General features: G+C 72.0%; 10 protein-coding genes. 7 read left to right on the top strand and 3 right to left on the bottom strand.

Features of this window, described 5'->3' with window-relative positions; all coding sequences use genetic code 11:
* Nucleotides 1-247: 247 nt before the first annotated feature.
* Entirely contained in the window at nucleotides 248-3,022 is a 2,775-nt protein-coding gene (locus G4Z16_RS13705) for an SCO7613 C-terminal domain-containing membrane protein (protein ID WP_197351052.1), read from the bottom strand.
* A gap of 433 nt (nucleotides 3,023-3,455) precedes the next feature.
* Entirely contained in the window at nucleotides 3,456-4,388 is a 933-nt protein-coding gene (locus tag G4Z16_RS13700; RefSeq protein ID WP_197351051.1) for a phosphotransferase family protein, read from the bottom strand.
* Nucleotides 4,389-4,761: 373 nt separating this feature from the next.
* Between G4Z16_RS13700 and G4Z16_RS13695 the strand changes: the two genes are divergently transcribed.
* From G4Z16_RS13695 to G4Z16_RS13670, 6 genes are all read left to right on the top strand, one after another.
* Entirely contained in the window at nucleotides 4,762-5,595 is an 834-nt protein-coding gene (locus G4Z16_RS13695) for an RNA polymerase sigma factor SigF (protein WP_197351050.1), read from the top strand.
* A 355-nt stretch (nucleotides 5,596-5,950) separates the two neighbouring features.
* Nucleotides 5,951-7,015 carry a DUF2235 domain-containing protein gene (locus tag G4Z16_RS13690; protein ID WP_197351049.1) on the top strand — a complete coding sequence of 355 codons (1,065 nt, stop codon included), beginning with the start codon at nucleotides 5,951-5,953 and terminating at the stop codon, nucleotides 7,013-7,015.
* Nucleotides 7,016-7,268: 253 nt separating this feature from the next.
* The gene (locus G4Z16_RS13685; RefSeq protein WP_197351048.1) at nucleotides 7,269-7,625 is read left to right on the top strand and encodes a hypothetical protein; all 357 of its coding nucleotides are present in this window, start codon (nucleotides 7,269-7,271) and stop codon (nucleotides 7,623-7,625) included.
* Between the two features lie 5 nt (nucleotides 7,626-7,630).
* On the top strand, nucleotides 7,631-9,004 hold the full coding sequence (locus G4Z16_RS13680; protein WP_197351047.1) for a hypothetical protein: 1,374 nt from the start codon (nucleotides 7,631-7,633) through the stop codon (nucleotides 9,002-9,004).
* Nucleotides 9,005-9,641: 637 nt separating this feature from the next.
* Nucleotides 9,642-10,244: a DedA family protein gene (locus G4Z16_RS13675; RefSeq protein ID WP_197351046.1), complete on the top strand. Its 603-nt coding sequence runs from the start codon at nucleotides 9,642-9,644 to the stop codon at nucleotides 10,242-10,244.
* 84 nt (nucleotides 10,245-10,328) lie between these two features.
* On the top strand, nucleotides 10,329-11,144 hold the full coding sequence (locus G4Z16_RS13670) for a peptidoglycan recognition protein family protein (RefSeq protein WP_197351045.1): 816 nt from the start codon (nucleotides 10,329-10,331) through the stop codon (nucleotides 11,142-11,144).
* A 108-nt stretch (nucleotides 11,145-11,252) separates the two neighbouring features.
* Here G4Z16_RS13670 and G4Z16_RS13665 read toward each other — a convergent pair whose 3' ends face one another.
* The gene (locus G4Z16_RS13665; RefSeq protein ID WP_197351044.1) at nucleotides 11,253-12,077 is read right to left on the bottom strand and encodes an alpha/beta fold hydrolase; all 825 of its coding nucleotides are present in this window, start codon (nucleotides 12,075-12,077) and stop codon (nucleotides 11,253-11,255) included.
* A 370-nt stretch (nucleotides 12,078-12,447) separates the two neighbouring features.
* Here G4Z16_RS13665 and G4Z16_RS13660 point away from each other — a divergent pair, with 370 nt between their 5' ends.
* A complete protein-coding gene (locus tag G4Z16_RS13660; RefSeq protein WP_197351043.1) occupies nucleotides 12,448-12,990 on the top strand; it encodes a hemerythrin domain-containing protein in 543 nt (180 codons plus the stop codon).
* Nucleotides 12,991-13,413 lie beyond the last annotated feature (423 nt).

The raw sequence follows: 13,413 nt of genomic DNA, 5'->3' as shown, positions 1-13,413 counted from the left end.
GATGTGTCGGCCGTCACGAGCAGTGATTACTCACGGCCCCGCGGGACGGCGTGACTAGCGTCGGAGGCCGCACCACGCCAGACGTCACGCCCACGCGGGGGCTGCAGCGCGCTCTCCCGCCGAACCCCGAGCGAGATCATGCGCGCGACGTGAGTCAGCCCCGTACCGACGTGCCTTGACGCATCGGTACGGGGCTGGGGCTCGCACGGCTCGCGTCCTTCGAGCCGTGCGGACGCCGGCCTGGTCCTCAACCCAGCCGCTGCCAGGCGCGCTTGAGCCGTCGCGCCTCCTCCAGCCGCCGCTCGTACGTGGCACCGGCCACGACAAGCAGCAGCCCGGCGAGCGCAGGCATCAGCCATCGGGGCAGCAGCCACGCGACCTGGGCGACGTACGGGGCGAGTTCGTGAGCGCCGACCGCCGCGAGGGTGACCCCGCCGAGCAGCAGTGGCGCCTGCGTCCGCCACCGGGCGCCCGCGAGGGTGGTGCCCAGAGCGCCTGTGCCGAGCAGCAGTGGGCGCAGCCAGTACGGGTCGCTCAGCACCATGACCAGGCTCGGCACGAAGGTGAAGGTGAGCCCGCCGCCGTACGCCCACCACGACGACACCCGGGCAGCTGAGCCCGCGCCGCTGCCCGAACGGCGCCTGCGCAGCCAGCCGATGAGCAGCAGGGCGGCGGAGACGGGCAGCGTGTATGCCTCGGGGGTGGAGATGTCGGAGGCGAACAGCCGTACCCACGTGGCGAGTACGAGCAGAGCCGCCGACGCATGGCCCGCGCCCGGACGCCGGTCGGGCCGGAGGGCGACGCCCGCCGCGGAGACGGCGCTGAGGGCGAGGGCGAGCCAGAGCGTGCCCGGGTACGGGGCGCAGAGCAGGAGCGCGACCAACGCCGTTGCGTAGCCCGTGCATTCGACGGCGAATGCGATGGCCTTCCGTGCCGCGGGCTCCGTCGCATCCGCGCCGCGGTCCAGCAGGGCCGCCGCCGGCACGGTGGCCACGGCTACCGCGAGCACCGCGAACGCGGCCTGGTGCGCGGGGAAGTGCAGAGCCGCGGCGAGCGCTCCGGCCAGCCCGGCCGCGTACGCCACTGCCGAGGCCGCGAGTGCGGCCCGGAGCCCGGGGCCGCCCTTCGGCGACCAGGCCGCGGCCGCCGCGGACGCACCGCACAGCAGGGCCAACACCGCCAGGGTCGCGGTCTGTTGAGCGAGCGCCCAGCCGGTCGCGGTGCCGGCCAGGGCGAGACCCGACACCAGTGCGGTCACGCCGGTGGTGGCGTCCGCCACCGTGGCCGCGGTGGCGAGCAGGCCGATGGCCAGTGCGGCGACGACGGTCACGGTCGGCCCGTAGGGCAGGCCCAGCGCCAGCGGCAACGTTGCGCCGACGGTGGCGAACAGTACGGGCAGAACGGACCGTACGGGCACCGGGGGCACCACCCAGCGGGGGCTGAGGGGCGATCCGGTGGCCTTGAGGGGGCCCAACGCGCCGTCGTCGCCCGGCCGTTGACCGTCACCTGCCTTCCGGTCGAGCGCACCGGCGATCAGCGGCACCGACAGGGCCAGCAGCAGGAGGATCGGCAGCGTGGCGGCGGAGCCGGTCCATTCGTGGTGACTGCCGACGTCCTGCCGGACCGTGCCGAGCGGCGGCCCCTCCCACGCCCGCGTCACGAAGTACAACGGCCCGAAGACCGCCTCCGCCACCGGCACCAGCACCCACACCAGCGCAACGCACTGGACGACAGCGGCCGCCACCACGAGTCCGGCCGACTGCGGCGCGCTCCGCCCCCGTGCCACGCGCAGGACGAGCACCGCGCCCAACAGGCCCATCGCGCACAGCAGATACACCAGCATCCGCCAGTCCGGGTCCGCCGTGTCTTCGGCACCGGCAAGGGCCCACACCAGGCCCCCCAGCGCCGTGATCAGCACCAGCCCGGCGGCCATGCCCAGCGGAATCGCCAGCCGACGGGCCTGCTGTCGCTGCCCCGCAAACAGAAGGACGGCCGCCGCCACCACCTGCAAGGCGCTCCAACGTGCGGCCGCGGCAACGTCGTTGGACTCCTGCGACAGCGTCACGCTCATCATCAGTGCGCCCACCGGCACCGCCGCCACGGCGGCCGTCAGCCGTACCGGCCGGGCGGTGGCCCGGGTGCCCATGCCGTCCCTCTGCGGCGACACCGCCAGTGCGACGTCCGCCGCGAAGGTGACCAGCAGCGCCAGGGCGAGTGTGTAGACCGACGCGTCCGAGGTCCCGTCGAGGGTCAGCGCCCAAAGCGGGAGCGGGAGTTGGGCGACGACGACGGCGAAGGGCAGCGGCAGCCGCAGACCGGGTGCCGGCAGCGCCAGCCCGTAGCCGGCCCACAGCGGGGCGATCAACGCCGCGCTGGCTGCCGTGAAGCCGAGGCCGTCCGCGTACGGGAGAGCGACCTCGTGCAGTGCGTACGCGTCCAGCGCCAACAGCGCCAGACCGAACGCGGCGACGGACTCCGCGGTGGCCACCAGCTTGCGGCGCAACAGGAGCAGCGGCACGGCGAGGGTGGCGAGGGTCAGCCCACCGAGCACCAGCGCACGGCCGCCGACGCCCATGCTGCCCCAGCTGAGCAGCGTGAAGGCGAGCGCGGCGACGGTGAGCAGCAGACCGCCGAGCACGAGCAGGACATTGCGTGCGGTGTACGAGGAGGTCTCGGCACGGCCCGCGGTCCACGACCGGGGCACCGGTCCGTGCGCCGGCATGGCCTTGAAGGCACCGCCCGGAGCCCCACCCTGGGCCGACGCGCCTCGGGCAGCGCTTTGCGCTGCGGCCCGCAGCCCGGCTACCAAGGTCTGCCGCCGTCCGTACAGTGCGGCGCGTCGCTGTTCCAGACCGGTCAGCTCCGCGTCGATCCGCCGCACCTCCTCGTGCGCCTCGCCGGTCAACGGCAGTGCGCAGTAAGGGCAGTTGGCGGGCTCGTCCGCCTGCCCCTCTCTCTGCTCCCCCTGCCCCAGCGGTCCCAGGCAGTAGGGGCAGTGTGCGAGCGGCTGGTTGTACTCCATGCCGGGCAGCGTGACGCCGCCCCGGCACCTGCGGATATCCGTCGGGATACTCAGATCGGTCTGAGGTTCCGGCGATGCCGGCGACCCGCAAAGCGCAGGATCCGCCTTCCGCTCACTCACCCGTTCAGGGGCTCACCGGAAGTGCCCGGTTCCCGGGCCCGGGACCATGAATCCGGGCCGGGCGGTCTGTGCGGGAGAGGAAGTGCGTCCATGGCCGTGCCGACTGCGTACGTCACGAACGACTGCTCGTACGACCGGCTGCCCGTACGAATGGCAGGCCAACGTACGAATGGCAGGCCAACGTACGGATGGGAGCCAACGCCGGGCTCACCGAGGAGGAGATCGCCGCGCTCGCCGCGGACGGCACGCGGGTCCCTCTGGAGACCACGGACAAGATCGGGACGCGCACCTCGCCGCTGGGGTAGGGCTGTCGTCAGGAGGCCCGGCCGGCGGCAGCGAGACAGCGTGCCGTCCACGCGGTGTGGCGCCGTCGAAGTTCCCGGCCGGTGAGGTCGGTGCGGCCGAGGCCCGCGTAGTTGGGGACCCAGGTCTCCACGGTGCGGTGGGAACGGGCGAGGGTGTAGAGGTCCCACAGCGTCACGTCGGGCGGTGGGATGCCGGCCGCGTCCCGATAGGCAGCGCAGAACGTGTCGGCCGTCGTGGTGTCCGGGCCGTGCAGCAGGGCGAGGTCCAGCCGGCACCAGCCGACATCGAACCCGCGCGGAGCCAGGCCCGCACCATCCCAGTCGATCACGCCGCTCAGCGAACCGTCCTGCCACAGCACGTTTCCCGACCAGTAGTCGAAGTGGGCCAGCACCCGCGGCTGGGCGGCGAGCCGTTCGAGCTGCCCGTCCAGCGCCGCGGCGGCCGGTCCGGTGCTGCTGCGGGTGGCGGTCATGCCGTCCCGGAACCCGGCGAGGCGGGCGTGGGGGAGTGCGTGCAGGCGGGCGAGGGCGTGCCCGAGTGCCGCCGCCGCGGCGTCCGGATCGGCCGGGGTGATATCGGCCCGGCCCGGAAGACGCGTGATCAGAACGGTGGGCAGCCCGCACCGTTCGCCGTGCGGATCGACGCCCAGCAGACGCGGGGCGAAGCCGTCCAGGCCGTCGAGCGCCCTCAGGACCTTCTCCTCGCGGGCCGCGGAGTCGTCGCCGGGCGGGAAGCGCCGCAGCACGGCCTGCCGTTCAGGATCGGCGGCCTGCAGCAGGTGAGTGGAGGCGTGGCTGCCGCCGCCCAGGGCGCGAACGGCGCGCACGTCGGCAGCCGTTCCCGAGCCGAGGACTTCGGCGGCCCAAGCGAGCGCCTCCGCCGGCGGATCGCCCGAGGGCTGGGCGTCGTCGTACGACGAGTACGGCGGGGATGAAGTCACGCGAGCCAGCACAGCACGCGGCAACGGCCCGCAGCCAGCGGTTTCCTGGCGGGACCTGCCTGCGGGCGCCCCACAGGGCCCGCCCGGTCAGGACGCCCCGCAGGCGGCCGGCGTACATGAAAGCGGCTCTGCCCTCCTGGGCCGCTGCGGGCTGACAGGTGCCCGGGAGGCACGTACAACTCGCCTCGAATTGCTGACGTTTGCTGTCGGGAGGCCGGGGCACGCGGGCATCAGTGCTTCGGCAAGAAGGCACATCCGCGGGAGCGGGACCTTTGTCTCGCCCTCGGGCCCATGAAGTGGTCCGGCCCGCCTGTGTCCTTCTCCCGCGGTGTCCGCTTGGACGCAGTACCGGAGGGAAGAGGACACCAGCACGATGTCAGCCGTACAGATGCGTACGAAGCGTGCCCGTCACCCGCACGACGATGCCCCTGACACCGCGGAGGACTTCCGCCGCATCGTCGCGCTCCCCGAGGGGCCGGAGAAGGAAGAGCTCAAGCAGCGGGTCGTCGAGGCGTGGATGCCGATGGCGGAGCGTCTCGCGCAGCGGTTCCGCAACCGCGGGGAGAACCTGGAGGACCTGCAGCAGGTCGCCTCGCTGGGCCTGGTCAAGGCCGTCGACCGCTACGACCCCGGCCGCGGCAAGGCTTTTGAGAGTTTCGCGATCCCGACCATCGTCGGTGAGATCAAACGCCACTTCCGCGACCACATGTGGGGGCTGCACGTGCCGCGGCGCGTGCAGGAGTTGCGCAACAAGGTCCGCGTCAGCCGCCGCGAACTCAGCCTGACGATGGGCGACCGCAGCCCCACCGTGGCGCGGATCGCCGAACATGCCGGAATGTCCGAGGAGGACGTGCTGGTGGGCATGGAAGCACTGGAGAGCTACAGCACCCTGTCCCTGGATGCCGAACTGCCGGGCGCCGAGGACGGATACTCCCTCGCCGACACCCTCGGCCGCACCGAACCGGGCTTCGACCACGTCATCTACCGCGAGTCCGTCAAACCCCGCCTCAAGCGGCTTCCCGAGCGTGAGCAGCGCATCCTCTACATGCGCTTCTTCTGCGACATGACACAGACGAAGATCGCCGACGAACTCGGCTGCTCGCAGATGCACGTCTCCCGCCTCATCAGCCGCACTTGCCAACGCCTCCGGGACGAGGTCGACGCCGATTCCGACACCGGACGCGAACGGGAACTCACCGCAGCCTGAGGCTCCTCCGGGCGATCGCCGGGTGCGGTACGGGATCAGGCGATCGCCCTCCCACGCGTATGCCTGGCCACCTGCCCCCGCAATGGACGGCAGGTGGCCAGGCGGCCAGGCGGCACAGGCCAGGTGAGGTGAACCAGGTGTGAGCTCTGACCACGTGACCACCTGGCCACCTGGCCACGAGCTCGCCCGATGGCGGCGGCAGGACAGGACTGGGCCGAATGGCGAGCCCGTCGGAGCCGTGCGATCGTCGAATCCGGTCCCGACCACCAGCCTCGCGGCCCGCTGTCCGCGCCGCGAGAGCCGGGCGACGACGTCCACGACGTCGTCGCCGCAGTTCTCCGCGGAAGGAGATGCCGTGGCCAGGAAACTGATCGTCTGCTGTGACGGCACATGGAACTTCGCCGACCAGCCCCGCACGACGAACGTCACCAAGGTCGCCCTGGCGGCTCGGACGGAGGCCGACGGGGCGGCGCAGCGCGTGTACTACGGCAGCGGCGTCGGCATGCGCCCGTGGCAGCGGTGGCGCGGTGGGGCCTTCGGCATGGGGCTGTCCGGCAACGTCCAGGACGCCTACCGCTTCCTTGTCGACAACTACGAGCCCGGTGACGAGCTGTACCTGTTCGGCTTCAGCCGTGGCGCCTTCACCGCCCGCAGCCTGGCCGGCCTGGTGCGCAACTCCGGCATCCTGCGCCGGGAGAGCGCCCACCGGGTCAAGGAGGCGTGGGCGCTGTACCGCGACCGGGCCGAGAAGCCGACCAGCACGGCCTCCAGGCTGTTCCGCGGCGCGCACGCGCATGAGACGGGGATCCACTTCATCGGGGTGTGGGACACGGTCGGTGCCCTCGGCATCCCGATCGGTGCCCCGTTCAACCGAAGGTGGGCGTTCCACGACACCGAGCTCAGCAGCTGGATCAAGGGAGCCTTCCACGCGCTGGCCATCGACGAGCAGCGCACGCCGTTCACCCCGACGCTGTGGCACCAGCAGCCCGGAGCCGCCAAGAGCGGCCAGGAACTGAAACAGGTGTGGTTCAGCGGAGTGCACTGCGACGTCGGCGGCGGTTACGAGAAGACGGGGCTGTCCGACATCGCGTTGCTGTGGATGGTGCAGCAGGCCCGCCGCTACGGGCTGGAGTTCAAGAAGGAAGCCTTCGGCGACATCGAGCCCGACATCATGGGCGAGCTGCACGACTCGCTCACCGGCCTCAACCGGCTGATGGGGCGGCTGCACCGCCCCGTCGGACGAGCGGCGAACGGATGCGAGTACCTCTCGAACACGGCCATGGAGCGCTACAGCAACGACGCGGACTACCGTCCGCCCAAGCTCCAGGGGCGTACGCAGGGGCTGGTCCGCGTCGAGCAGGTGCCGCTGACCTTCGCCGAGCGGGCGTCCAAGGACACCGGGAAGAGGCGGGCGGCGTAAGCGAGCCTCTGCTGACGGGACTTGGGGCGAGAGGGGAGCGTGGCTTCGCTGCGGCTCTCGCGCCGGTCCTCCGGTGAGGACGTCCCTGCCGGCCGTGAGTTCGCCGATTCCGTGACGGGGCTGTAGCGGAGTGGCGTGGCACACGGCCAAGCGACGGGGAGCCGCACCGTGCGCGGGCGCAGAGGCTGGCGGCCCGTTGACGTCGTGCCTACGCTGGGCCTTCCTGAGCCGCGGCACCGGGGGGAGTTGGCGCATGAGTGAGGGCCTCAGTGCGGGACCGGAGCCAAAGTCGAAGCCGGAGTCGGAGCCGGGCGGCGGCAGCCCGCATCCGCTGCTGGAGATCGCGCGGCTGCTCGAACAGGGGCGCCTGGACGGGGACATCGGCACCATGGCACGCGTTCCGCGATCGCACTCGGAAGTCTCCGCGGCGGTCGTGGACCTCGCCCGCGTGGCCGACGAACGGGGCCGGGACGCCGCGGCGTTGCTGACCGCGCTGTCCACGCTGCTGAGGCCCGCTGCCGACAACGGCCCTGCCATGGACGGCAGTACAGCGGCGAAGCTCAAGGACTTCGCCGACTCGTCCGCGTGCGTCGCCCCGAAGGGAAGCTGAGGGCCGTGGCGTACTACGAGGACGTCAGGTTCCTGGAGCACTGCGACCCGAGGCTGATCGAGCGCAACGCCGCCGAGTACAAGCGCATGCGGGATCTGCTCGCCTCCGTGGGGCAGTCCCTCAGGGCGGCGGAGTCCGTGGAATGGAGCAGCGACGCCGATGCCGGCTACGAGGGCCGGCTGAGGGACGTGAACGGCCTAATACAGGGGCTGTTGGACGGCTACGAAGCGGCGTCGGCGGCCCTGCTGACGTACGCCGGGGCTGTCGAGGACGCCAGGCGGAAGCTGCGACTCGGGTGCGACGCCCAGGACCGGCTCTCCCGGCTGATCTCCCGAGGGGCGGTCCCGATCACGCGTTCCGCACAGGAAGCCGAGCCGATGCGCCGCTGGGAGGACCTGCGCTCCTCGACGAGCCTGCTCGACTGGTTCGCCGAACTGGGCGTGGACCGCGAGGAGATCGTGGACGAGGCCGACCGCCACCACGAGCAGGCCGGCGAGGCGTTCGGCGCGGCGCTCCGCGCCGAACAGGGCCCGCGCGGCGAATGCGTGGCCGCGCTCCGGCGTGCCAAGGAGCTGATCCCGGGCTTCCGCACAGGACACATGGACGCGGCGGCCCTGCTGTCCGAGGTGAACGTCCTGTCGCAGGAGGACGTCGAGGCACCGGGCCGGGGCACCGTGCTGACACGGCTGCCCGGCAGTGCCCCGGGAAAGGGGAGCGTGCCGACGATCGGCGACGAGAGGGTGTCGCCGCTGCTCCAGGACCTGCGGAGCCACCGCAATGGCGTGCCGGACGTCGACAGCCTCTGGCTGACCGATGCGTTGGGCAGCAGGAAGGAGTGGATCGAGGCCAACAAGGCCGCCATCAAGGCGGCGGCGCGGGCGTACGGTCTGCCGCCGGACATGGTGGCGGGCATCGCGTGGGTCGAGGTCGGCGGCAAGCCCTACGTCGCCGACGACGTGGCCCAGTGGCTGCGGCACACCGCCGAGTCCGACTGGAGCCCGGTCACTCCCGGCTACCTTCCGGGGCCGCTCGCCGGGGACCGTGACAACACCTCTTACGGGCCGATGGCCGTGCAGGTCCGCCGTGCCGCGGAGACGCTGGGATACGACCCGGCCAACCTCACCGGGGACCAACGCGAGGAGCTGACAGCCTCGTTGAAGGATCCCAGCCAGAACCTGCTGATCTCAGCGAAGCACATGGCGGACCTCAAGGCCCACAGTTCCTTCGCCGACGTACCGGCCGAGGAGATGACACCGGAGCAGTACCGCGAGCTTGCCGCCCGCTACAACGGCGGCCCCTACTGGGAGAGTTCCGACGCGCAGAGCTACGCCGACGAGTTCGAGGAGACCCGCGAGCAGGCGAAGCAGGCGCTGAAGTGACCTGAGCGGCACGACCCGCGCCGGGGCGTGGGCGTGCCGTCGCGTCCACGCACCAGCCGGGTCCGCACCGGCGAGGGCTCTGCGAGTGGACCACCGTGACCGTGCTCGTGGTCGTGCTCGTGCTCGTGGTCGTGCTCGTGGTCGTGAGCGCCGCATCGCGCTCGGCCCGGCCCCGGCTGGCCTTTCCGACGCGGGTACGGGCACGAACGTCGACACCCCCGACCTGTCCACCGCCTCGGCGGCCCGCCGTACGGCAACCTCGCCGCCACGGCCGCCGCCGCCACGGCTACGTGGACGCCGCCGCCGTCCACCCCCTGCACGCCGGGACCCGAAGTCCCGCCGGCCCGGAAGCCCCGCCCGTCCCGGCAGTCCCGCCCGTCCCGGCAGCGAGGAGGAGCACCGCCACGGCGTATCCGCCGGAATCCGTCCCAGGGCGCGACCGGCCGGGAGGCCGGTACTCCCAACGGCGGCACGCACCGGCGCCCGTGACCGGCCAGGGTGGCCTCAGGGTGACCGGGGCGAACCCCCAAGGGAGAACTCGCAGTTCTCCCCGGGCTCATTCTCCGTCTGTTGAACACCGTCACGGCTCCTGTCAGCCTGCGAAGAGGCGATCACCCACGGTGCCGGGAGCGTGGACATGGACAGCACGCACTGGATCTACGCCCTGCTGGTGCTCGCCACCCTGCCGCCTATGGTCCCGAACTCCGCCCTGGTGGCCGGTGCCGGGGCCATGGCCGCAGCGGGCGGGCTGAGCCTGCCCTTTCTCGTCCTCGTGCTGCTGGCCAGCACAGTCGTGGGCGACCTGGGCGTGTTCTGGGCGGGCCGGAGGTCCAGCGGGCGGGTCGTCGCCTGGCTGAGCCGCAGGCCGGGCCGCAGGTCGATGCTGGAGCGCACGGCCGCCGGGCTGGAGCGGCACGGGGTGCCCTCGGTGATCGCCGTACGCTTCGTACCCGGCGGGCGGGGCGTGGGCGGGCTGACCGCCGGCGTGGTCGGTTACCCGGTGCGCAGCTATCTCCTCGGCGCCGTGATCGCCGAGGCCGTCTTCGTCTCGTACACCGTCGGGCTGGGATACCTGGGCGGGCGGTTCGCCATGGACGGCGTGGCCCGGTGGTTCATAGGCCCGCTGGTGTCGCTCCTCGTGGCCGGTGCCGTGTCGGCCGTGCGGCGCATCGCGCGTGGACGCCGCGAAGAGGCCGAGAGGTCCGAGGAGCCCGAGGAGCCGGACCCCGTGCCGCCGTAGCGGCGGCCGGAGTGGAGCGGGCCCTTCACCCGAACGGATCCGGTCACCTGTGCGAGCGCGTGACCCCGGTGCACCTTTTGTCCTATGCGGCACCGTAAGCCCAAGCGCAGACGTCCCGGCAGGCTCGTGTACGTGGCACTCGTGCCGCTCGCGTTCGCCATGACCTGGGAGGAGCCGGCGAGGGATGCCCTCTCGCCCGCCGCGCACCGGCAGCGGCACCGCGAGCCGGCCGAGGCGAAGACGCTGCCCGGCGCGCCACGCCCCGACATAGTGCCGCGCAGCTCCTGGCACGCCGACGAGAGCCTGGTGCGGGAGCGGGCGTCGACCATGCACAGCGTGCGGGTCGTCTTCGTCCACCACACGAGCCAGCCCAACGGCTACGACTGCGACGAGGTGCCCCGGATGCTCCGGCAGCTGGAGACGGAACACGTCGAGCGCGGCTGGGACGACCTCGGCTACAACTTCGTCGTCGACCACTGCGGCAACATCTACGAGGGCCGCTCCGGCGCACTCGGCCGCTCCGTCGAAGGGGCGCACACGAAGGGGTTCAACGCCCGCAGCCTCGGCATAGCGGCGATGGGCACCTTCGACGAGGGGGCCCGGGTTCCACAGGCCATGATCGACTCGATCGCCGCCCTCGCCGCCTGGAAGCTGCGGCGCGGCATAGACCCGCACAGCACGAGGCGGCTTGTCTCCTCGAGCGACGAGAGCCGGTTCGACAAGGGCGAGCATGCCCGTTTTCACGTCATAGCCGCGCACCGGGACGCCTACGAGACCTCCTGCCCGGGCAGAGCGCTGTACGGCAAGCTCCCGCAGATACGGGACGAGGCCGCGCGCCTGCGCGAGCGTGCCGAGGCCAGGAGGCCGGAGCACCCGTCGACGGAGGCGGGCAGGCGGTGACCAGGCGGCCACGCCGCCCCCGCGCCCCTCGGAGGCGACGCGCCCCACCCCGCGTCCAGCCCGGGACTGCCCAGCCGGGGACTGCCCGGCCCCGGCACCGCTCCGCGCTCAGGCGGTCTTCAGGAACCCCAGCAGGTCGTTGTTGAACGTGTCGTGGCGCGCGGCGTAGAGACCGTGCGGCGCGCCCGGGTAGATCTTGAGGGTCGGGTCCTTCACGAGTTCGGCCGTCTTCGGCGAGGACGCGTCGATGGGGACGATCTGGTCGTCGTCGCCGTGCGCGATGAAGACGGGCACATCGATCCGCGTCAGGTCGTCGGTGAAGTCGGTCTCCGAGAACGCCTTCACGCACTCGTACGAGGCGTTCGTCGCCACCGACATGGCCATCAGCCAGAACGCGTCACGCGTGCCCTCGGAGACGTCCGAGCCGGGCCGGTTGGCGCCGTAGAAGGGCGCGGTGAGGTCCTGGTAGAACTGCGACCTGTCCTTCCGCACGCCCTTGCGCAGCTCGTCGAAGACCTCCATCGGCAACCCCTCGGGGTTGGCGTCCGTCTTCAGCATCAGCGGCGGTACGGCGCTGAGCAGCACCGCCTGCGCCACGCGGGACGTCCCGTGCTTGCCGAGGTAGCGCGCCACCTCGCCGCCTCCCGTCGAGTGCCCGACGAGCGTGGCGTTGCTGAGGTTGAGGCTGTCCATCAGCTGCGAGAGGTCGTCCGCGTAGGTGTCCATGTCGTGGCCGGCCCACGGCTCGCCGGAGCGGCCGTGACCGCGGCGGTCGTGCGCTATGACCCGGTAGCCCTGCGACGCGATGAAGAACAGCTGCGGGTCCCAGACGTCCGCTGTCAGCGGCCAGCCGTGGCTGAAGACGACCGGGCGTCCCGATCCCCAGTCCTTGTAGAAGATCTCGGTCCCGTCCGTGGTGGTGATGGTGCCCATGGCTGGACTCCTTCCATCCTGCGGTTCTGCCGGTCATTCGCGGTTCTGCCGGTTCTTCCAGGTCCGGCCAGGAGCCGGCCCGGGAGAAGGGGACTCAGTCCCCACCGTCGCGCGCGTGCGTGGGTCTCGCGAACGCGGACCGCGTCGCCGCCGGTGAGGGCTGGGGTGATGACAGCCGGTGAACTCCGGTGACCTGGTGTGCGGATCCTGTGGCCGTTTCTTGAAGGCGGCCGGGAAGCCCCCTCACGTACGACTGGCGCGCACAGGGAGGGGAACCAGTCGAGCGCTCGATCCGCGGGCAGCGGGACCGGCGGAGAGAGCGGAAGAGGCCGGCCCAGGCCGGAGGACCGCACAGAACGGAGGAGGTGCCATGGGCAACTCACCCGCCGAGCAGGGCAAGCAGGAAGACGCGGACGAAGTCGTGGAGCTGATCCTGAGGGACCACCGCGCGATGGAGGATCTGTTCCGCGAGATGCGCAGCGTCGACGCCGACCGCGCGGCGGCACTTCACAGGCTCGCCGATCTGCTGATCGCCCACGCCGAGGCGGAGGAGACGGAGGTCTACCCCGCCCTGCGCCGATACCGGAACGTGGACGACGAAGAGGTCGAGCACGGCGTGGAGGAACACGCCGAGGGCAACGAGGCGTTGCTCGAACTGCTGGAGGCGGGCGCGCCCGGCAGCGACGACTGGGACGAGAAGCTGGAGGCCCTGGTCCAAGCGGTCAACCACCACTTGGACGAGGAGGAGCGTTCCCTCATCAACGACACCCGCGAGAACGTGAGCTCCGGGCGCCGTGCCGAACTGGGCCGGGCTTTCGCCCGCGCCCGCCGCGATCAACTGGCCTCGGCGCCGGGGCGGTTGGAGAACGTGCGGAGGATCGTGGAGGAGGCGGGCGCCTCCTCCGGGAGCTGAGGCACGCGGCGCCCGACGGCGGGAACCGGGCGCGGAGCCGAAGGAAGGCGCCCCCGCTGAGCTCCCGTGCGCCTCGGTTTCGCCATGCAGTCGGAGTCTCCTCGGCGCACGGGAGGTACTTCCATCGGGCGATACATGCGGGGGCGGGGAGCACGGTTGCGGTCCCTGCTGCGGGTGTTCTTCCGGTGGTCCTGCGGGACGCGGCGCCCGTCCGCGCGGCGGCTGCCGGAGGCCGGCACGGCAACGGTCCAACTGGCCGCAGCCACGCTGCACCTGTGCGAGTCCCAGGTCAGCTCGTCCTCAACTACTCACGTTTCACGCGGAGTTGGGGCCCACCCATCCCGCGCGGTGCGGGACGCGCTGCCGCGACGCAGCAGGGAGCGAGCCTCCGGCGAGGCGGTGCCTACGAGCGGGACGCCCGGA

The organism is Streptomyces bathyalis (assembly GCF_015910445.1).
In the GTDB taxonomy this organism is placed as follows: Bacteria; Actinomycetota; Actinomycetes; order Streptomycetales; family Streptomycetaceae; genus Streptomyces; species Streptomyces bathyalis.
Note: the sequence above shows the minus strand (reverse complement) of the source record. Positions and strands in the feature narration are given on the sequence as shown.